At 51.5% G+C, this 21,721-nt stretch carries 15 protein-coding genes; 8 read left to right on the top strand and 7 right to left on the bottom strand.

Going from position 1 to position 21,721, the window contains the following annotated elements:
• Positions 1-317: 317 nt before the first annotated feature.
• The 7 genes from CC94_RS22190 to dnaA form a co-directional block, all read right to left on the bottom strand.
• Positions 318-2,024 carry a hypothetical protein gene (locus CC94_RS22190; protein WP_005368371.1) on the bottom strand — a complete coding sequence of 569 codons (1,707 nt, stop codon included), beginning with the start codon at positions 2,022-2,024 and terminating at the stop codon, positions 318-320.
• On the bottom strand, positions 2,021-3,994 hold the full coding sequence (locus tag CC94_RS0107030; protein ID WP_031430337.1) for a hypothetical protein: 1,974 nt from the start codon (positions 3,992-3,994) through the stop codon (positions 2,021-2,023). The genes CC94_RS22190 and CC94_RS0107030 overlap by 4 nt, the downstream gene beginning before the upstream one ends.
• A 67-nt stretch (positions 3,995-4,061) precedes the next feature.
• Positions 4,062-4,851 (bottom strand): IS5 family transposase gene (locus tag CC94_RS22930; RefSeq protein ID WP_005368367.1). Its coding sequence is split into 2 segments (ribosomal slippage): positions 4,062-4,590 and positions 4,589-4,851, totalling 792 coding nucleotides; the frame shifts between segments, so codons are not numbered across the junction.
• A gap of 167 nt (positions 4,852-5,018) precedes the next feature.
• Positions 5,019-7,454 (bottom strand): DNA topoisomerase (ATP-hydrolyzing) subunit B, encoded by a 2,436-nt coding sequence (gene gyrB, locus CC94_RS0107020; protein ID WP_005368366.1) that lies wholly within the window; start codon positions 7,452-7,454, stop codon positions 5,019-5,021.
• Between the two features lie 28 nt (positions 7,455-7,482).
• Positions 7,483-8,571, bottom strand: coding sequence for a DNA replication/repair protein RecF (gene recF, locus CC94_RS0107015; protein WP_005368365.1), 1,089 nt, complete (start codon positions 8,569-8,571; stop codon positions 7,483-7,485).
• A gap of 10 nt (positions 8,572-8,581) precedes the next feature.
• Entirely contained in the window at positions 8,582-9,682 is a 1,101-nt protein-coding gene (dnaN, locus tag CC94_RS0107010; RefSeq protein ID WP_005368364.1) for a DNA polymerase III subunit beta, read from the bottom strand.
• A 77-nt stretch (positions 9,683-9,759) separates the two neighbouring features.
• Positions 9,760-11,076 (bottom strand): chromosomal replication initiator protein DnaA, encoded by a 1,317-nt coding sequence (dnaA, locus tag CC94_RS0107005; protein WP_031430335.1) that lies wholly within the window; start codon positions 11,074-11,076, stop codon positions 9,760-9,762.
• 172 nt (positions 11,077-11,248) lie between these two features.
• Between dnaA and rpmH the strand changes: the two genes are divergently transcribed.
• The 8 genes from rpmH to CC94_RS0106970 all read left to right on the top strand — a co-directional run bounded on the left by rpmH (position 11,249) and on the right by CC94_RS0106970 (position 21,602).
• Positions 11,249-11,383 carry a 50S ribosomal protein L34 gene (gene rpmH, locus CC94_RS22925; protein WP_005368362.1) on the top strand — a complete coding sequence of 45 codons (135 nt, stop codon included), beginning with the start codon at positions 11,249-11,251 and terminating at the stop codon, positions 11,381-11,383.
• 11 nt (positions 11,384-11,394) lie between these two features.
• Positions 11,395-11,763: a ribonuclease P protein component gene (gene rnpA / locus CC94_RS0106995; RefSeq protein ID WP_005368361.1), complete on the top strand. Its 369-nt coding sequence runs from the start codon at positions 11,395-11,397 to the stop codon at positions 11,761-11,763.
• Entirely contained in the window at positions 11,745-11,981 is a 237-nt protein-coding gene (gene yidD / locus CC94_RS22920; RefSeq protein WP_005368360.1) for a membrane protein insertion efficiency factor YidD, read from the top strand. The genes rnpA and yidD overlap by 19 nt, the downstream gene beginning before the upstream one ends.
• Complete coding sequence (yidC, locus tag CC94_RS0106990; RefSeq protein ID WP_031430334.1) at positions 11,974-13,704, top strand: membrane protein insertase YidC; 1,731 nt, start codon at positions 11,974-11,976, stop codon at positions 13,702-13,704. The genes yidD and yidC overlap by 8 nt, the downstream gene beginning before the upstream one ends.
• On the top strand, positions 13,705-15,051 hold the full coding sequence (gene mnmE, locus CC94_RS0106985) for a tRNA uridine-5-carboxymethylaminomethyl(34) synthesis GTPase MnmE (protein WP_031430333.1): 1,347 nt from the start codon (positions 13,705-13,707) through the stop codon (positions 15,049-15,051).
• A gap of 342 nt (positions 15,052-15,393) precedes the next feature.
• Entirely contained in the window at positions 15,394-19,533 is a 4,140-nt protein-coding gene (locus CC94_RS0106980; protein WP_031430332.1) for an EAL domain-containing protein, read from the top strand.
• A gap of 116 nt (positions 19,534-19,649) precedes the next feature.
• Complete coding sequence (locus CC94_RS22185; RefSeq protein WP_051911388.1) at positions 19,650-20,477, top strand: OmpA family protein; 828 nt, start codon at positions 19,650-19,652, stop codon at positions 20,475-20,477.
• Positions 20,478-20,564: 87 nt separating this feature from the next.
• Positions 20,565-21,602 carry an ExeA family protein gene (locus CC94_RS0106970; RefSeq protein WP_245549428.1) on the top strand — a complete coding sequence of 346 codons (1,038 nt, stop codon included), beginning with the start codon at positions 20,565-20,567 and terminating at the stop codon, positions 21,600-21,602.
• Positions 21,603-21,721: the final 119 nt, after the last annotated feature.

Here is a 21,721-nt window from a genome sequence, read left to right as displayed (position 1 = left end):
CAAGCGGAGTTCGCGACACCGGCACGCTGAAATTGTCTTGGTTTTATAACGCAATTGCGAATTCCGATTTCAAAACCACCAAGCATTTCAACCGAAACCCGCCAGTAGCGCAGATCGGCCAGGCACAGACGATCACAATTACCCGGTTAATGGCTGGTCAATTTCATAAAGCAGTCATTTATGAATAGAGCTTGATTAATATGCCAAAGCTGGGAAGGTCAGATTCCATGTTTTATTAGTCATCACGAGGAGCGTTGTTTTTCTAGTTTTGTAAGTGATGGGTGAGGCTTTATTTTGGAATCACTGTGGATTGCTTTTCAAATAGAAGTGCCCATCAAAGAATACCAAAATACTGGCGCAACAGGCGTTGAAAAGTGCCGATGCGCAATGAGGTCAAGCGCTATAAGTCCCGCCTTAGTCGCGGGCGATTCAAGAATGACTTTTCCAAATTCCGATTGCCTTATTATGTCCATTTGCTTTCGATAATCTTCTGCTAAAGGAGGTAGTTGTATTGGCGCTTCTGCTACGCCTGACTTAAAGTGAGCTTGCCGAAAATAAAGGTGTTGATACAGGTCTTTTTCAGGATGCCAGAGTTGGATGCAAACGTTGGGGTAATCGTCTTTGGCATTTTTCGCCAACATCTCATAAAGTTCGTCCATACCAAGAATGACGCTCCAACCGGCGATAGTCGCCAGCATCCAAGACATTTCCAGCATGCGGTCTGATGCCTGCCCTCCTAGCCAGCCGCCTTCCTCTACCATGTCATCCAAAGAGTCTGTGGCAATAGGTACAAATTTTTTCGCTTTGTAGGCGTAATCTACGTTCCGAAACAATTTTCGCAACCATTTTTTGGCAGCTTCCGCTCGGCCCATGCCAATTAATGCAAACATAGCCAAAGTAATATCTTGGCTATGCCGATCTAGGCAGGGTGAAGTGCTGACCCCGTTATTTTGTAACCATGCCTCCAAAGCATCGGCAACCACATTAGCATTGCAAGACCAATAATTTTTTTCTTCCTCTGTGGCTATCGGATGAAAACCTAGAAACAAAGCAATACTTGCCAAAATACCGATTTGCTCGAAGGCGATCAGGGAGGATTCCACGCCATTAGAGGTATACCGAGTCAAACTGTTTTCTACGAAGCAATGTGGCTGAATCCGTGCGAAGTATTGCGATGCAAAACGATAATACCCCCACCAGATCATGTTGAACGGCTCGGCAATAGCGTCCTTTCTGTTTTTTTCATCAGCGAGTTGAATTCGATGCCACGACCACAACATGGCACGTTCCACGGCCAAGAGGCCTTGCCGGGTGTCGCCATCATCACCTAGCGTCCAGTGTGCGAACGCTTGGGCTGACAGATTGACGATCCGCAAGGCTTTCAACAAAGCTTTGCCGGTCTTGGGCTTGTCAATCAGCTGTCCCTTGTTATTCAAATCCAAGGTTCTCATAAACAAACGATGCAAATCTCGTCTGTCATACTCGCTATCGCCTGATAGGGCTAACGCACGGCGTAAATCGCGCCGATCTTCGTCATGAAAAATGTGTTCATCTAAGAGGTGTTTTTCGATCAGGGTAGCGATGGCATCCGCGCCCCAGAATTCAATAATTGCTTTGGCTTGGTTGTCAGTGACAAAACCACTCCAACTGGGTTGCACAGTTTGTTTTAATTCTCCGCTGGTTGCAACAACGATGCGAATACTACGGCTTTGGTCTTGCGGTTCAAGGTGTGATTTCAAATAAACATGAAAAATATCATTGATGCTTTGGTAAACGGCTTGGCTGTTTCCATCCCATTCAGGACGTCCAATGTCTCCTTGTTTGACAACCAAAAGCAATAATTCATCAATTCCTGTTTCTGGATTCTTACCCCTGGCTGCAATATCCACCCCGTATTGCCGATTGCCTGTCTGTGGACGAGCAACTGTAACGTAACCCATTTCCACCAGCAGGTCAGGCAGCAAACGATCCAGCTCATCCCGCTCCTTGAGTGTACGTAGGTATTCAGCGATCACCAGTTTCATTCATCACCTCGCTTAGCAAGCCTGAGCTCTAATTTTGTAATTTCATCGTTGAGGGGATCAATAACGTATTGAGCTGGCAACGTAATTGAATAGGAATGGGAGCCTAGGCGGTTGATGGGGCCAACCTCATCGCCATAGATGGAAAAACTCCCTGTCCCTGCTTTTAGCTGAATTCTTATGCAGATTTGTTGGAATATCGATTGTTCGTCTGCTTTATCCCTCGCCTCTCGCATTTCCCTTTCTTTTTTCAATGTGACGGAATGTCTAATGCGTTCGGGGATTGGGGGGCGTAGTTCGTGTCTAATGGCCAACTGGTTGATTGCCTCAGTGTAAGCAAGTAGTTCTGCATGGGCGGACTTTAATAATTCTTTTACTTCGGGCGTAGCGCCCTCCAATTTCTCTTGAATAGTTTCCAATGTGGCATGAGAATAATTTCGTCCCACTTCGTTAACCAATAACGCGTGTACCCATCCGAAAGTTTGCTGCTGAGCCTCATTGGCCTCTAACAATGAAAAGGTCAGAGAAAACAAAGCTTCCTCATAAAAAGTCCAGCCTATTAACCGCCGTACAAGGTATTTGAAGTCAGCGGCATCTAAAGTATCGAGAACATCTTTAGCAAAAACCGGATGCTTGATTCCATGCACCCATAAGTAACCAATCAGTTCAGAATAAGCTGCCCCTAAAACTCGTTCATCAGAAATCAGCCAGCGCGTAATCAATTCATATAACAGGGGCTTATTTGCCAATTTGCTCAAACTCCGGGAAAAACATGAACTCAATTTTTCATCCGAAGTTTTGGCATTGTAATGTTTAAGTATCCAAGCTGTTAAACAGTCATATACCAGTTGATCGTAGATACCCGTTTCGATCAACATTGAAAGCGAAGAGTCAAAATCATTCGCGAGTCCGGCATCCAAATCTGTCAATGCGTACAGCATATCTGCCAGATTTGGATGGTCTTTTAGGATTTTGAGATTCATAAAAACGAAGTTACCTAGCACCTGCAACGCTGCTTGGTTATCGGGTTGCGCATGTAACAACAGCTCTGCAACCAACTCCTGTTGCGATACAGCAGCATTTGATAGCGCCCGCCAAGCTTGCAAACTGATATTGGAATTCGAATGATGTCCCATTGCCTTTAGAATTTCTTGAACACGGTTTTTCAAATCGGGTTCCTTTTCCCAGTGATGACTCAAGCGCCCCAGTATCCACAAAGCACCTGCCAATAGCTCATTGCAAACAGAGTCGGTATCCAACACTGCAAGTTCAATGGCTTCACGAGCTTGTCCTGCGGCTACTAAGCCGCTCAAAGCCGCGCCATACAAATTTGTATTTGCTACTGACATGTCTTCTCGGACAAGTACATATAGCTCTCTGGCAAGATGGGGATGTGCTGGCAAATAGTCGCTTAGTTGATTGTAAAACATACCTGCGAGCAAATCGCCTGAGGTTTTTATGTGCTGCACCGCCGCTAATTCGATTATATCCACTACGTTCATATTAGCGATATACGGCAGCGCATTGCCGATACCTCTCAAAACATCAAAAACATTGCGGCCATCCGGACTAGTGATTACTTCGATCCCGGCATTTAGAAAATTCAGCTTTTCAGACATCAGTCCCAAGAAGCGTCCGTCGGTAGAATCATTATGCTCAGTTTCATGAATCCATAATTGTTGTGCTTCATCAAACATTGTTCGTGCATTCAGCGGTAATTCGGAGTCCTCGAATTTGCGGAAACTATGCACGGCGGTACAGTGATTTCTCGCTTCTATTGAAGTGAATCTCAATTCATTGTCTTCGATGCCATAAAGCTCATCGATTTGCTTGGGTGAAAAGGAAACGGGAGTTAAAACTTCAATCGTGATGCTTTGGTTACGTTGGTAATGAAGTTCGGATGCAAGCTGTGTAACTTCTTTGGGAATTTCTTCGAGTAGAGAACTAAAGAATCTGGGCATGATGGTATTCATATTGTCTGTCTCGAGTTTCAGGCGTATCTGGAAATAGACTTGTCATAGCTCTGATCTTAGAACCTGTTCACGATCTCTTAAGCAAAAGCGCCAAGAAAGCCAAATGAACGAACTGAAGACTGGTATTCAGCTTACGCTCGCAGTTTTTCCATAGCCGTCGGCATTTTTCCAGCCATGCGAAAGATCGTTCGACGATCCAGCGTTGTGGAATCACCTCAAAGGTATGCAATTCATTGCGCTTAGCCACTTGCACCGTTGCCCCCAACTGTTCCTGAACGGCGGTCGCAAAGGGTTGGCCCGAATAGCCGCCATCCACCAAGACGCTGGTGACCTGCGTCAGATTAGCGGTGCAACGTGCAATAGCCTTTAATGCTCCCGCTCGGTCTGTGACATCGGCCGTGGTGACCTCGATCGCATGAGGTAACCCGAGCATGTCCACGGCAATATGGCGCTTGATGCCGGATACCTTTTTGCCGGCATCATAGCCTTTGAGTTCTGCACTATCAGTGTTCTTCACGCTCTGCGCGTCGACGATGATGAAGCGCGTCGAGGCGTTCCGCCCCTGTTTGCATCGGACCTCGCCAACCTGATTTTTTTAAAGCCTGCTCCAAAACGCTGATGCCGTCTTGGGCAGGCTCTCGCCATTTTTCAAAATAGGCATACACGGTTCGCCATTTGGGAAAATCACTCGGCAGCATCCGCCACTGGCAACCGCTTTTCAATAAATACAGTATCCCGCAAAAGACTTCGTATAAATCCACCGTCCGCGGCTTGGTTCGCTTTCGCACGCCTTCCAGTAAGGGCCTGATGTGTTCAAATTGTTCTCGACTGATGTCACTGGGATACTTTTTTCTCATCCCTATTTATTTTTGCGCAATTCAAAGATTATGAACAGGGCTCTTAGGCTCTACTGGAAATTTAGCGATAACTGGAATAGCCGGATTTTTTCATTATCTATGTCATTATTTTTTCACTAACTTGTCATTTTTTTCATTAATAGTGTCATCCGACATCATCCGACAGCTTAAACGTCAAGATTCGCCACATCCAGCGCATTCTTCACGATGAAATCCCGGCGCGGCTCGACCACATCGCCCATCAGTGTGGTAAATATTTCGTCGGACGCAATCGCATCTTCGATCTTCACCTGCAGCAGGCGGCGGTTGTTCGCATCAAGCGTGGTTTCCCAGAGCTGTTCCGGGTTCATTTCGCCGAGGCCTTTGTAGCGCTGGATGTGCTGGCCTTTCTTGATTTCGCGCATCATCCAGTCGAACGCTTCCTTGAAGTTCGCGACCGGCTGCTGTTTTTCGCCGATCTGCATATAGGACGTGGCGCCGAACATGCCGGTGGTCAATTCCGCATAGTACGCGATTTTTTGGTAATCCTTGCCGTTGAAAAAACTGGCCGGCACGACGAATTGCTTGTTGTTGCCATGCTGGCGCTTGTCGACCGTAATCGTGAAATCCTGTTCGTGCCGGTAATTCAATTCGATTGTGTAGAGGGTTTTGTCGTCCGAAGCGGAAAGCTTGCCTTGCACTTTCGCCAGCCAGGCGTTCAAAGCCTCCTTGTTTTTGAGCAGCCGCTCGTCGGCCACTTCCACCAGCATCAGCTGTTCCAGAAAACCGCTGTCGTAGCGTCTGGCAAGACGGTCGATCGTGCGCGTGACTTCGGTGAATTCGCGCGCCAGTTTTTCGAGTCCCTGGCCTTGAATCGGCGGAGCGCCTTCGCTGGCGAACAGCTGGGCCTTGTCCAGCGCCTGTTGGATCAGGTATTCGTTCAGCGCCGAGTCGTCCTTCACGTAATGTTCCTGCTTGCCTTTTTTGACTTTATACAGCGGCGGCTGGGCGATATAGATATAGCCTTTTTCGATGATTTCGGGTAATTGCCGGTAGAAAAAGGTCAGCAGCAGGGTGCGGATGTGCGAGCCGTCCACGTCCGCGTCGGTCATGATGATGATCCGGTGGTAGCGCAGCTTGTCCAGGTTGTATTCTTCCTTGCCGATGCCGCAGCCGAGCGCGGTGATCAGGGTGCCGACTTCTTCCGATGAAATCATCTTGTCGAAGCGTGCCTTTTCCACGTTCAAAATCTTGCCTTTCAGCGGCAGAATCGCCTGGGTGCGGCGGTCGCGGCCCTGTTTGGCGGAGCCGCCCGCGGAATCTCCTTCGACGAGGAACAGTTCGGACAGGGCTGGGTCTTTTTCCTGGCAGTCGGCCAGTTTGCCGGGGAGTCCCGCGATGTCGAGCGTGGTTTTGCGGCGAGTCATTTCGCGGGCTTTCCGCGCCGCTTCGCGCGCGCGCGCCGCATCGACGATCTTCATCGCGATCGTTTTTGCGATTTGCGGGTTTTCGAGCAGAAATTCCTGCAATTTCTCGTTCATCGCCGATTCGACGATCGGTTTGACTTCGGACGAGACCAGCTTGTCTTTCGTTTGCGAGGAGAACTTCGGGTCCGGCACTTTGACCGATAATACCGCCGTCAAGCCTTCGCGCGCGTCGTCGCCGGTGGTCGCCACCTTTTCTTTCTTCGCAAGTCCGCTGGTTTCGATGTACTGGTTGATCGTACGGGTCAGGGCACTGCGGAATCCGGCCAGATGGCTGCCGCCGTCGCGCTGCGGGATATTGTTGGTGTAGCAGAATACGTTTTCCTGATAAGAATCGTTCCATTGCATTGCGATCTCGACCGCCACACCGTCCTTTTCGGTCAGGAAATGGAAGACTTCCGGGAATAGCGGGGTTTTATTCTTGTTCAGATGCTCGACGAAGGCCGAGATGCCGCCTTCGAATTCAAAGATGTCCTGCTTATCGGTGCGTTCGTCTTCCAGAATGATCCGGACGCCGGAATTCAGGAATGACAGTTCGCGCAGGCGTTTGGCGAGAATGTCGTAATGGAATTCGATATCGGAAAAAGTTTGTGTGCTCGGTTTGAACTTGATCATGGTGCCGGAGCCTTCGGCGGGGCCAACCGCTTCGAGCGGTGCGACCGGCTCGCCCATTACGTATTTTTGTTTGTGCAGTTTACCGTTTTTGCGGACTTCGAGGTACAACTCTTCCGACAGTGCATTCACGACCGATACGCCGACCCCGTGCAGGCCGCCCGAAACTTTGTAGGCGTTATCGTCGAATTTGCCGCCGGCGTGCAATACGGTCATGATCACTTCGGCGGCCGAGCGTCCTTCTTCTTCATGGATGTCGACCGGGATGCCGCGGCCGTCGTCCTTCACCGAGACGAAGCCGTCGTTATGGATGATCACATGCACTTCCTTGCAATAGCCGGCCAACGCTTCGTCGATCGAATTGTCGACGACTTCGAAAACCATATGATGCAGGCCCGTGCCGTCGTCAGTGTCGCCGATGTACATGCCGGGGCGTTTCCTGACCGCATCGAGTCCTTTCAATACCTGAATACTGGAACTGTCGTATTGATCCTTGATGGTTGCCTGATGATCGTTTTCTTGACTCATTTATGTACCTGCTGTTTTTGCTTTTGTTTCACGTGGAACAATCCACCGGATTGATATGGCCATGTTCCACATGGAACATTTTGTAGTTATGAATATTGGATAAATCGCCAAAATCGGTGGGCGAGGTGGCGGTTATGAAAACTTGGGAGTGCATGACGTCCAAATAGCGCAGCACTTTCGCGCGATTTGCCATGTCGAGCTCGGCAGCGAAATCGTCGAAGAGGATGCACGCAGTATCTTCTTCATGTAAATTCAATAGCTGTACCTGGGCGAGCTTCAGGCTGATCACCAATAACTTCAACTGGCCGCGGGAGACGATATCCCTGGCGGGCAGGCGATCAAGGGTGACCAATAAGTCGGCACGGTGCGGGCCGCTTTGCGTGAAGCCGTAACGCAAATCCTTTTCGGTATCGGCATCCAAAGCTTGTAACAAGGATTCGGTAGCATCCCACCCGGACGATAAAGACAAGGCTATCGCCGGCAGCTCCAACATGTAACCGGCGATGTCCTGAAAAACGGGGATAAACGCCTCCAGATAGCGGCGCCGGCAATGAGTGACTATTGTACCGTAATCCGATAATTCCTGGTTCCATACTTGCAGGTATTCCGGCTGGCGGTTTTTCAGTAAGGCATTGCGTTGCGCAAGAGCTTTTTTATAGTTGCGCCAAGCCGGTAAAAAAGCCGGATCGTGATGAAAAACGCCCCAGTCGAGAAATTCGCGGCGCTCCTGCGGTCCGCTGTCCAGCAATTCGTAACTTTTCGGATAGATCAACTGCAACGGGAGGGCATAGGCAAGGCTCGACCGGTTCGGCATCGTGTGTTGATTGATCCGTATTTCGCATGACTTGGCGTCAAGCCTGACGCCAAGGTGCTGGTGCGCGCCGCCGGAAAACACGGTTTGCCCGGTAACCAAGAGGTGATCGTGCGAAAAACGGATGACGGGCTTAATCGAGGAAGAGCGGAACGATCTGGCGCGGCCGAGTAGGAAAATGGCTTCCAGCAAGGCGCTTTTGCCGGAGGCATTGGCGCCATAGATGAAATTGAGCGTCGGAGCAGGATGGAGTGTGGCGTGTTGGATATTTCTGACCGAAGCGATATCCAGTCTTGAAACAGTCATCAGATCCGTATCATAAGCGCATCGGCATCACGATGAATTTGTAAACCTGCTGGCCGGGTTCATTGATGAAACAACTGCTCAGGTTCGAAGCAATCGTCAATTCCGCGGTATCTCCTTCGAGATTTGAAACCGCATCGAGCATGTATTGTGCATTGAACGAAATGCTGAACTCGCCCTTGCCGTAATCGATCGTCAGTTCTTCTTCGGCTTCTTCGTGTTCTGGGTTGTGCGCGTTGATCCGCAAAAGGTCCGCAGCAAAATGAAAGGTTACGCCGCGGAATTTTTCATTCGCGAGAATCGCGACCCGGGTCAGGGCTTCGCGGAGCAGCGGTTTCGGGATCGCAATCGGGTCGAGGAAGCTTTGCTGGAAAACTTTGCCGAAATCGGGATATTTGGAATCGACCAGCTTTGCCGAGAATACCGCGTTGTGGACTTCGATCCGGATGTGGTTGCTCGAAAAGCTGACCTGCAAGGGTTCATCGCCGTCATCGAGCAGCCGCGACAATTCCTGGACGCCTTTCCGCGGCACGATGATTCGTGCTTCGAGGCCGGTCGGCGTTTCCAGTTCGTCTTCGTAGATCGAAAGGCGGTGGCCGTCCGAAGCGACCAGTTTCAGCGCATTGTTCGAGATGTGCAGCAGCAGGCCGTTCAGATAGTAGCGTACGTCCTGGTTGGCCATGCAGAACATGGTCTTGTCGAGTGCTTTTTTTAGCTTGCCCGAACTGATCGTGAAACAGTTCTCCATCTGTGATTCGGCAAATTCGGGATAATTTTCCGCGGGCAGGCAGGACAGCGAAAAACGGCTACGCGGCGTCGCCAGTTTGACCATGTCGCCTTGCTGTTCGATCCGAATTTCAGTATTCGGCGGCAATAGCCGGCAAATGTCGAGAAATTTGCGTGCGGGCAGGGTAGCCGTGCCAGGCTGCGCACCGATCACGGACAGGCGGGAAACGATCTGGATCTCCAGGTCGGTGCCGGTCATCGTCAGCGTGTCCGCTTCGATTACCATCAGTATGTTCGAAAGAATCTGCATTGTTTGCTTCTTTTCGATCACGCTGACGATTTGCTGCAAAGGGGGCAGGAGGGTGTCTCGATTGATGCTGAATTTCATAGGCGAGCGTGGGTTTTGTTCAATAAAAGGCAAAGTTAAAAATCCGCAAGGGGTAGAGCCCGTGCTGACTGTCCGGATCAATGCGACAGGGAGCGCAACAGATTTGCGTAATCCTCGGCGACCTTCACGTCCGATTCTTTCAATTCGTTGATTCGTTTGCAGGCATTGATCACGGTCGTATGGTCGCGTCCGCCGAAAGCGTCGCCGATTTCGGGCAGACTGTGCGAAGTCAGCTCGCGCGCAAGGCTCATTGCAATTTGCCGAGGCCGGGTGATCGACTGGCGCCGGTTTTTGGAAGACAAATCGGCAATCCTGATTTTGTAATATTCGGCGACCGTTTTCTGGATATTGTCGATATTGACCAGTTTGTCCTGCAGCGAGATCAGGTCGTGCAGCGCTTCCTTGGTAAACTCGACCGTGATTTTCTGGCCGGTGAATTGCGCGTTCGCGATCACCCGCCGCAGTGCGCCTTCCAGGTCGCGCACATTGGACGGAATCCGTTTCGCGATGAAGAACGCGACCTCCTGCGGCAGTTCGACATGGGCCATATCGGCTTTTTTCATCAGAATGGCGGCGCGCGTTTCCATGTCGGGTGGCTCGATCGAAACCGGCAGTCCCCAGCCGAAACGCGATTTCAGGCGGTCTTCGAGGCCGTCGATTTCCTTCGGGTATTTGTCGCAGGTCAAGACGACCTGGTGCTTCTTTTCGAGCAGCGTATTAAAAGTATGAAAAAATTCTTCCTGCGAGCGCTCCTTGCCGGCAAAAAACTGAATGTCGTCGATCAGCAGCACGTCAAGGCCGCGGTAATATTCCTTGAAGCTGTTGATCTGGTTTTGCTGCAGCGCCTTGACCATGTCCTGCACGAATTTTTCCGAATGCAAATAAACGATCGAGGCAGTCGGGTTTTTTTGCAACACCGCATTGCCGATCGCATGCATCAAGTGCGTTTTGCCCAAACCGGAGCTACCGTAGATCAACAGCGGATTGTAGGCTTTGCCGATATTCTCGGCGACCTGGGTCGAGGCGGCGCGCGCCAGCTGGTTCGATTTGCCTTCGACGAAATTGTCGAAGGTGAACGCCTTGTTCAGAAAGTTGGGCTGCTGTTTTTTGGTTTCGGTCTGTTGTGTGACTTTGAGGGCGGCCGGCGCCTCCGGTTTTTTCGAACCGATTTCGAGATCGAGTACCAGCGCGCCGTCTGCAAACTGATGAATCGTTTCTTCGATTTTCGCGAAATGATGTTCCTTTACCCAGTCCAGTACGAAGCGGTTCGGAGCCAACAGCCGGATACGTCCTTCGGTTTCTACGGCTTGTAACGGGCGAATCCAGGTGCTGAAATCGGAGCTGGAAATTTCGTTTTCAAGCTTGGCGAGGCAATTACTCCAAATCGAACTCATGAGGGTAATCTTGATAAATTTAAGGTAGTGAAACAATCAAAACGGCAATCTGTCATTTTGTTTGTACAATCAAAACAAAGCGCGGCGGAATTGACAGGATAGCCGGAATATTCTATCATCCTAAGGCTTTTTTATCTGTATTTCTTAAAATTATTTCGATCGGGCTACATTCATGAAAAGAACATACCAACCCAGCAAATTGAAACGCGCCAGAACCCACGGTTTTCGCGCCAGAATGGCGACCGTCGGCGGCCGCAAAGTATTGAGTGCGCGCAGAGCGAAAGGCCGCGCCAAATTGACAGTATAGTCGGCAATCGGGTGACTGAGAACAGTTTAAGTTTTCCTTCTGCGTTGCGTCTGAACAAGCCGGACGATTACAAAAAAGTTTTTGCCAAACCGGTAAAATCCGGCGATCAATACTTTACCTTATTGGCCATCAGGAATGATCTCGATCATCCGCGGCTGGGTTTGGCAATCGCCAAAAAGCAAATCAAAAAGGCGGTGCACCGGAACGTGATCAAACGGGCTGTCAGGGAAAATTTCAGAATACGGCAGCATAGTTTGGGCAATATGGATATCGTGGTTCTGGCGCGCAGGGAAGCTATCGACGCGCCCCGGGAAGCGTTAAGTCGTTCCCTGGAAAAGCATTGGTCAAGGCTGGTATCCCGATGCGCTTCGTGCTCATAGCGGTTATCAAGTTTTATAAATATTTCATAAGTCCCTTGCTTGGAAACCACTGCCGGTTTTATCCAAGCTGTTCTACTTATGCCATCGAAGCGCTTCGGCTCCACGGTTTCATGGCTGGCTCCTACCTCACCCTGCGCAGACTATTGAAATGCCACCCTTTCCACGAAGGCGGGAGCGATCCCGTTCCGGAAAAACTCGGTAATTATAAGAATGGATAATATAAGATTTCTTCTCATCTTCAGCTTTGGCCTGCTGCTTTTCATGCTGTACCAGCAATGGCAGATCGATTACGGTCCGAAGACGCCTGCGCCGACAGCGGTAGAGAGTGCCGCGACAAATATCAAAGAAGACCTGCCGACCGCGAACGGCGAGGCGGCGCCGGCGGACGCGTCCGCTGCGGCACAGGCTAACGTTGCCGCTGAGGCTATATCCGCCTCCCAAACCGTCAAAGTCAAAACCGATGTGCTGGCGCTTGAAATCGACCTCGCGGGCGGCACGATCCAGAATTTGGATCTGCTTGTTTATCCGGTCGAACAAAACAACACGTATGTCGACGCGCTGCGCCGCCTGGTCGGCATGGAGCCGGAGCAAGTCAACCGCACTCCGGTTCGCCTCTTCAATGCCGCCAAGGACAAATACTTCATTGCGCAAAGCGGTTTGATCTCAAGTCAAGGTTCCGTCTCGGCGCCTACGCATCATACCGTCTTCAGCAGCAGCCAGGACAGCTATACGCTGCCGGAAGGGCAGAGCAGCCTGACGGTGCCGTTGACCTGGACCGACGCCAGCGGCCTGAAGGTGACCAAAGAATTCACGTTTACCCGCGGCAGCTACGAGATCAAGCTCGGACAAAAGATCGACAACGCTTCCGCAGCGCCCTGGAGTGGCAGACAGTACAGCCAATTGCTCAGAACGCCGCCGAAAGAAAACAAGGGCAGTGCGCTGGCCGGCGGCATGCGCGCCTATAACGGCGGCGTGATCTACACCGAAAAAGGAAAATATCAGAAGATCGATTTCGACGACATGCAGGAGGAGGTGCTCAATACCAGTACGAAGGGGGGATGGACCGCTTTCATTCAGCACTATTTCGCCTCCGCGTGGATTCCGCCGGCCGATCAGGAAAATCATCTTTACACCAAATGGCTGCAGGAAGACGACCGTTACGTGATCGGTTCGTATTCGCCGATAGTCACCGTGTCGGCGAACGGTTCGGCAACGCTGACTTCGAGTCTGTTTGCAGGTCCGAAGATTCAGCCGATGATGGAAAAAGTCGCCAAAGGACTGGAACTGACCGTCGATTACAGCGTACTGACTTTTATCGGCAAACCGATTTACGCCTTGTTGAACTGGATTCACAGCTTCACTCACAACTGGGGCCTCGCGATCATCGGCGTGACCCTCTGCATCAAACTGCTGATGTTCCCGCTCACCCAGGCCAGTTTCCGCTCGATGGCCAAACTGCGCAAGGTGCAGCCGCGCCTGAAAGAATTGCAGGAGCGTTTCGCGGACGACCGGATGCGGCTGAATCAGGAAATGATGGCGCTCTACAAGAAGGAGCAGGTCAACCCGCTCGGCGGCTGCTTGCCGCTCTTGCTGCAGATTCCGGTATTCATGTGCCTGTACTGGGTGCTCGGCGAGACGGTCGAATTCCGCCAGACGCCGTTCACGCTCTGGCTGCAGGATTTGTCGGTGCAGGATCCTTTCTACATCCTGCCTTTAATTATGGGCGTCACGATGAAGATTCAGCAGGGCTTGAACCCGGCTCCGGTCGATCCGGTCCAGGCGAAGGTCATCAAGATGTTCCCGATCATCTTCACGATCTTCTTCCTGTTCTTCCCGTCCGGTCTGGTGCTGTACTGGGTGGTCAACAACACCTTGTCGATCTTCCAGCAGACGTACATCACCAAGCAGATCGAAAAAGCAGGACTTGCTACCTCCACCTAAGTGCTGATCGAGTTTAAAGATACCATTGCGGCCATCGCGACACCGCCCGGCAACGGCGGTGTCGGTATCGTCAGAATTTCCGGCAGTCTTGTTCCCCGGATTGCCGAACAACTCCTCACCAAACCCCTGCCGCCGAGACTGGCGCAATACACGCCTTTCCTCGATGCCGACCGTAGCGTGATCGATACGGGCATTGCCTTGTATTTTCCGGGACCTGCTTCCTATACCGGCGAAGACGTGCTCGAACTGCAAGGACACGGCGGTGCGATCGTGCTCGACATGATGCTGCGCCGTGTGCTGTCGGTTGGCGCGAGACTCGCTAACCCCGGCGAATTCACCGAACGCGCGTTTTTGAACGGCAAGCTCGACCTCGCCCAGGCCGAAGCCGTCGCCGACCTGATCGAAAGCGGCACCGAGCAATCGGCGCGCTCCGCGCAGATGTCGATGCAGGGCGCCTTCTCCCGGCTGATCAACGAACTGGTCGAAGAACTGACCTATCTCCGGACCTACGTCGAAGCCGCAATCGATTTCGTCGAGGAAGAAATCGACTTTCTCAGCGACGGGATCGTCGAAAACCGTATCGCCGCATTGCTTGTCCGGATCGAACAAATCCGGCAAACCGCCAAACAAGGCCGCCTGCTTCGCGACGGCATGACCGTCGTGCTGGCCGGCAAACCGAATGCCGGCAAATCGAGCCTGCTGAACGCATTGGCCGGGCATGAGGCCGCGATCGTGACCGACATTGCCGGCACGACACGGGACGTGCTGCGCGAAAGAATCCAGCTCGACGGCATGCCGCTGCACATCATCGACACCGCAGGACTTCGCGAGAGCAACAACGCGGTCGAACGGGAAGGGATCCGCAGGGCGTTTGAAGAAATCCGCAAAGCCGATCTGATCCTGCTGCTGATCGATGCGCGCGAACCTGACGCCGAAGCGATCCGTCGAACTTTGCCGGACAGCATCCCGATCACCGAAGTTTACAACAAGATCGACCTGCTCGGCCGTGCGCCGGAAACGATCGAAACGACAGACGGCACGCAAATTTATCTGTCGATCAAAACTGGCGAGGGCATGGATTTCCTGACCCGCCACCTCAAGCAAAGCGTCGGCTTCAACGACAGCGCCGAACACGTCTTCATCGCCCGCCGGCGCCATCTCGAAGCGCTCGACCAAGGCCGTGTCTTGATCGAAAGCGCGCTCTTCCAACTGCAAAACAACCGTGCCGGCGAACTGGTCGCCGAAGATCTCAGACAGGCGCAAAATGCGCTGGGCGAAATCACCGGACAGGTTACGTCCGATGATTTGCTTGGGAAAATTTTCTCCAGTTTTTGCATCGGAAAATAAACCCGGCAAACGCGGAAGAAGACCCGTTCCCGATCAGGCCGAATAAAATCGGATTGTGCGCAGGAGAGAGTGTCCGAAATCCTTTTTGGAGGCTTTAACGTTCCGGCATTCCGCGAGTGTGAGGCATAAACCTTATATTTAATGCTAATATTAGCGGATAACTTTAAGGCGGGGCCGCTCAATTATCCGAAATCAATAACGAACCGATGCTCCGGCTTTAGTAAATGCGGTTCGAAACTGTCCATTGAAACCCGATCATATCCCTGCGAACAAAGCTTGGAAAGCCGCGTCTATTAGGAACGCAGATAGAGTCATTTTGGAGGATTACTGGAGTACCATGAAATGTATGTTGTAGGCATTGGCGCGTCCGCCGGCGGACTGGAGGCTTTGTTTTCTTTCGTTGAACAATTGTCGCCAAGCAACAATATGAGCTATGTCATCGTTCAGCATTTGCCTGCCGATAAACGCAGCGCGTTGGTCGAGTTATTGAAAAGCAAGGCAAAACTTTCGGTTGAGGAAGCGGCGGACGGCGTCGGTCTCTGCGCCAATACCATCTATGTGGCGCCGGCAGGGAGAGATATAGAAATCGACAAAGGTTGCCTCAAACTTTTATCCGCTTCTTTGGCACCCGCTCCTAAAACCACGATCGACTATTTTTTTTACAGCCTTGCGGAAGCCTATCAGGAAAAGGCGGTAGGCGTTATTTTTTCCGGCACCGGCCATGACGGCGCCAAAGGAATCAAAGCCATCAAAGCGGCCGGCGGGCTTACCATTGCCCAGCAACCCGCAACCGCCAAGTTTAAAAGCATGCCTGAAGCGGCGATAGAGCAAGGCCGGGCCGATATCATTCTCAGCCCTGCAGAAGCCGCGTTGGAGCTGGGGTTGATAGCCAAGAATCTGGATATTCCCGTTACTGAAGGAAAGGAAACCCAATTGCCTCCGGAGATTAGAGTTATCGTTGACGATATTTTAAAAGTGACGGGAATGGATTTCGTCAATTACAAAAACAGCACGGTGATCCGCCAGGTCAACCGGCGCATGGCGATACTGCACATCGACGATCTTGGCGAATACGTTCAATTTACAAAAGGCAACCCCGAGGAGCTGAGCCAGTTGGCCAAAAGCTTTTTGGTCTGCGTTACGTCGTTTTTCCGGGATGCGCAGTGTTTCAATGCGTTAAGGGTGGCGTTGAAAAAGATTCTGACGCATAAAAAAGCCGGGGACTATATTCGTGTCTGGGTTCCGGGATGCGCTACCGGCGAAGAAGCCTATTCGATTGCGATGATTTTGGCGGAGGAGTTGGGGGCCGAAATTTCGCGTTACCGCGTGCAAATTTACGGCACCGATATCAATGCCGAAGCGATCCAGACGGCGCGTAAGGGGACATACGACGAATTGTCGTTGATTGCTTTGGACTGCGCCTTGAAAGCCAAATATTTCACCGAAGACGAGTATGGTTTTATCGTAAACAAGTCGCTCCGCGATTTAATCATTTTCTCCCGCCACGATCTGGTCAAAAGTCCCCCTTTTATCCGCGTGGATTTGATCAGTTGCCGTAATTTATTGATTTATTTCAACCAGGCGCTTCAGGAGCAGATACTTAAAATCTTTCATTACGCTTTGGTAAGCCAGGGCATCCTATTTCTCGGCCAGGCGGAATCGCTCTGGAGTTTGAGCGATGCCTTTATTGAACTGAACAGGAACAGCAAATTATTCGTAAAGAACGATTCGCACATTATCCGTCCCGGTCTGGACTCCAAAAGCTTGATGCACTTCAATGCAAATCGGGACATCAGCAGTGTGATGCCCGTGCATCTGGTCTATAAATTGTTGGGCCAGGATAAGCTGGTTGATATCTATGCGCCCCCGAGCATCCTCGCCAGCCGGGAAGGCAAGATTCTGGAATTTTATAAAAGCTGCGAAGCGTTTATCAAAATCAAAAAAGGGAAAGCGGATTTCAACCTTTTCTCGATCATCGATCCGTCGCTGAAAACGGAGTTGAAGGCTTTTTGCCATAGCGCTTTGTCGCGCAGGGAAACGGTGACCAGCCAGACCATGATGTTAACGGCGGATGAGAAGACGGTCCATTACCGGATTATCGTGACGCCCGTTTATCAGGAATCGTTCAAGGAAGAATTATTGCTGATTTCGTTCCAGGAAGTGGAACGCAATCCCGAAATCATCGATACGGATCAGGTGGCGGTGTCGCGCCTGGTCGAGATGGAACAAGAGCTGCAGATGGCGCGCGAAACGCTGCGGACGGTCACGGTGGCGTTGGAAACGAATGTCGATGCCTGGCAGGTGTTGAACGAAGAAGTGCAGGCGGCCAATGAAGAATTGCAATCCACCAACGAAGAGCTGGAAACCTCCAATGAAGAACTGCAATCGATCAACGAAGAACTGACCCAGGTCAATAACGAGCTATCGTTAAAAACGCGGGAATTAAAAGAAGCGAACGACGATTTGCGGAACGTGCTGGACAGCATGGACAAAGCGGTCATCGTGGTCGACAGCCGGATGCATATCAATCGAATCAACGAGGCCAGCAAAAAATATTTCAATGGCGGCTTTATCGACGGTACCGAGCAACCGAATTTGAATACGTTAAAGAACGCTTTAGGATGTGAGGATTTAATCGGCCGAATTCAGCAGGTGATTGACACGGGAGCGACGTATCACAGTAAATTGCCGATACAGAAAAAATATTTCGAATTGATCATCTATCCTTATTTCAGCCGAAATATCGATACGGTTACGGGAGCGGTCTTAACGATTCAGGATATTACCGAGCAATGCCTTGCGGAAGAGCAGATTCGCCTGGCGGCAAGCGTGTTCGGAAACGCCAACGAAGCGATCGTCATTACCGACGCCGGCAATCAAATCATCTCCATCAACCCGGCATTTACCGAGATTACCGGTTATGAAAAAGCGGAAGTTGTCGGCAAAAACCCGAGTATCCTGAGTTCAAAGCGCCAGTCGTCCCAATTCTACGAAAGCCTGTGGCAATCGATCAAAGACACCGGAAAATGGCAGGGAGAGATATTCAATAAACGTAAAGACGGATCGGTTTATCCCGAATGGCTTTCGATCAGCACCCTCAAGGACGAGTCAGGAAAAGTGTTGCATTATATCGGAATTTTCACCGACATCAGCGCCGCATATAAAGACCGGGAAACGATCATTCAGCAAGCCAATTATGATGCCTTGACCCATCTGCCGAACCGGAACCTGTTCTTCGACCGGCTCAAGCAAGCGATCGCGAATGCCGGGCGCGCTCGGGAATTGGTCGGCGTCATGTTTATCGATCTGGACGGTTTCAAAGACATCAACGACGCGTTGGGGCATTCGCTGGGCGATATTTTATTGCAGCGGATCAGTCAGCGCATGGTCGGCATTTTGCGAGAGTCCGATTCCCTCGCCCGGTTCGGCGGTGATGAGTTTACGGTGCTGGTGACGGGCCTGCAAAAGGAAGCGGACATTATCCCTACCGTGGAAAAAATTCTGGAAGCGATTCAGGCGCCGATTGTGGTAGACGATCACGAGCTGAACGTAACGGCCAGCATCGGCATTACCGTGTTTCCAAACGACGGCAAAGACGGGGAAACCTTGCTCAAATACGCGGACAGCGCCATGTACACGGCTAAGGCCGAAGGCCGCAACGCTTACCGCTTTTTCACGCCGAGCATGCATGAAAAAGCCAAAATACAGCACAGCCTCAGCAACGATATTAAAATTGCCATAAAAAACAATCAATTTACGGTGCATTATCAGCCGGTTTACGACTTGTTCCGCAAACGGATCGTCGGCGCCGAAGCGTTGCTCCGTTGGCAACACCCGGTGCGCGGGAATGTGTCTCCGGAAGAGTTTATTCCGCTCGCCGAAAGCCTTAATTTGATCTCGAAGATCGGCGAGCTGGTATTGAGCGAAGCCTGTCGCTTCATGGCAGGCTTGAACAGGATTTTGCAGGAGCCGCTTTATATCGCGATCAATTTTTCGCCGCTGCAATTCGTTGCCGGAAACTGTGCGGAAAACTGGATCGACATCATTGAAAGCAGCGGCATGAATTCGAGCCATGTAATCGTGGAAATTACCGAAAGCCTGATGATGAGCCATCAGGCCAATTACATGCTGCAATTGCAACTGCTTAAACAACAAGGGATCAGAATCGCAATGGACGATTTCGGCACCGGTTTTTCATCCCTGAGTTATTTGAAAAAATTGCCGCTGGATATTTTGAAAATCGACCGATCCTTCATTCGCGATGTTTTATGGGATCCGAATGATGCCGCGCTGATCGAAACGATCATCGCCATCGCGAAGAATTACTCATTGGAGCTGGTTTGCGAGGGGGTCGAAGAAAAAGGGCAGGTGGACTTTCTGGTGCAACGGGGGTGCCGTTACGCCCAAGGTTTCTATATCCAGAGACCCGTTCCGGGGGAACAGTTTATTGAACTGGCGAAAAATGGAGTCATCGTCGCTTAAAGGCTCGGGATCGAAATTTAACAATCCGATGAAACGATTGGAGAAAATGCCCCCTCTAATTTTTGTTGGCTTTATGGAAAACGCAGGTGATATGCCGATCGGGATGAGGGGGAGGAATGGAATATCTGAGAATGCGCCGAGCCATTACCGCGGCTTCGATTACGATGCTGGGCGCATCGGCAGTGATTTTTATGGCCGTGCTATTCGTCTCCCGGCAGAGAGCGATTTCCTTCCCGGCGGGAGGCCGCGAAACGGAAGCCCGCCGGGAATCCCTCACGGCTGTCGACACATCCCTCGAAATACCGGCGCCCGAACAAAAGCGGAGCCTCGGCATGATCCATAAGCCGGCATTATCCGAAAAAACCAGGGAAGGCGGGACCGCGCAGAACGGTAACGCAAGCGCAAGAAAACCGGCAGAGCAGCCGGATACTTCAGTCCCGCTTCTATCGGCCGTTGTTACCGAGGCGACGGCCCCGCGAATCCCCGAGAAACCGTCGAATCCGGCCTCTCCGAAGAAAGCCGAAGAAGAAGGTCTTTCCCGGGATGGGGAAATGCGCCTGCGCCTGCTCGTGCTTGGCGAAGGCGCGTTTTCTCCGGGCGTGGCAAAACCCGGGGCCGGTGCGCAGGCTGAGATCGACAAGATCATTCCGCTTATTCAGGAGAGATCTTCCGACAAGGTCATCATCGAAGGCCACGCCGACAGATCGATACCGGGCGGCTTTACCCGCACGCAAGCCTGGAAATGGAACAAGATCGTCTCGATGCTGCGCGCGAAGGCCGTCGCCCAAGCGCTGAAGCAAAAAGGCGTCGCCGGCGACAGGATCATCGTGAAAGGACTTGGCGATTCGATGCCGCGGGCTTCCAATCTGACCCGGAAGGGGCGCTCGAAAAATCGCCGGGTCGAAATAACACTCTCGCCGCCCGGCACTGACGCCGGGCATTGATTAATGGATTGCTTTGTAGTTACAAAGTTTGTGTAGACCAAACTGGAACAGGGTAGTATGTATACGAATCACTTTTCATTGAATAGCATGCCATTCGAAAACGTTGCCGATCCGGCCTGTTTTTTCGAACAAGGCGACTATAGCCGCGTACTCAGCCGGATGGTCGATAGCGTTCTGGCGGAAAAAGGTTTGATGGTGGTTGCAGGACCGATCGGCACCGGCAAAACCACCTTGAGCCAAAAACTGATGGTATCGGTTCCCGAGAAAACCAAAATTATCTGGCTGGGCGAGCCGCCGGAAGCCAGCGAAGAGTTGCTGCTCTTTCTGACCCAGGAATTAGAGATCGAATGTCAGCCATCCGGCCGGGTTTTCATGCTGAGGGACATCAAGGCGCATTTGCAGAAGCTGCGCAGCGAGGGCAATCGCTGTCTGTTGATTATCGACGAAGTGCATAAAATATCCGAGGATGTGCTGGAATGCGTCCGGCTTTTGAATAATCTTGAACAAGGCCGGACCAAACTGATCCAGATTCTCCTGATTGGGCAGGAGGAATTCCTCCTCAAACTGGCCCAGCCGCATTTGGAATCGTTTAAACAGCGGGTTGCCTGGCTGGAGGCGATCGGTACAATGAGTCCTGCCGAGGTGCACCAATATATCCGGCATCGGCTGAAAGTGGCGGGATGCCGTTCGGGCATTTTTACCGGCGAAGCCGTCCAGGCGATCGTGGCGGCGACGCGAGGCACTCCGCGACTGGTCAATACGTTTTGCGACAGGGCGCTTCGCGTCAGCTTTGAGGCCGGCAAAACACGGGTCGATGTAGACAGCGTGCGGCAGGCGGCCGACGAAATCGGGCTGGGGAGCGAAGTTTTTCTGTGGCTGACCAATCATCGCAGCGAGGAATCGGTGCAAAAACAGGAAGCAGGAGGCCCGGCGGTGAAGCAAGTCTCCGCTTCCAGACCGGCCGCGTCTTTACCGCCGAGAGGCGCGGCCCAGCCGGCCGGCAGAGGACAGCCGATCAGGTCGGCTCAAGAGAGTACCTCATGGATGTTCCCGATTTTACTGCTGTGCGGCTCGCTTTTATTGTTCGGTTCGAGTCTTTGGTTTTTATTCAATTTTGCGGAATAAGGGCGGATAATAGGAATTCACCGATTTAACATAAGCTTCAGTCCGGACTAACGTTCGCATGAGCTTTTTGAGATATGTTAACTTCGGCAATTTGATCATTGTTATTGACTCGCCGGGCT

The organism is Methylomicrobium agile (genome assembly GCF_000733855.1).
Classification (GTDB): Bacteria; Pseudomonadota; Gammaproteobacteria; order Methylococcales; family Methylomonadaceae; genus Methylomicrobium; species Methylomicrobium agile.
The sequence above is the reverse complement of the archived record's forward strand: the minus strand, read 5'-3'. Positions and strand labels throughout refer to the sequence as shown.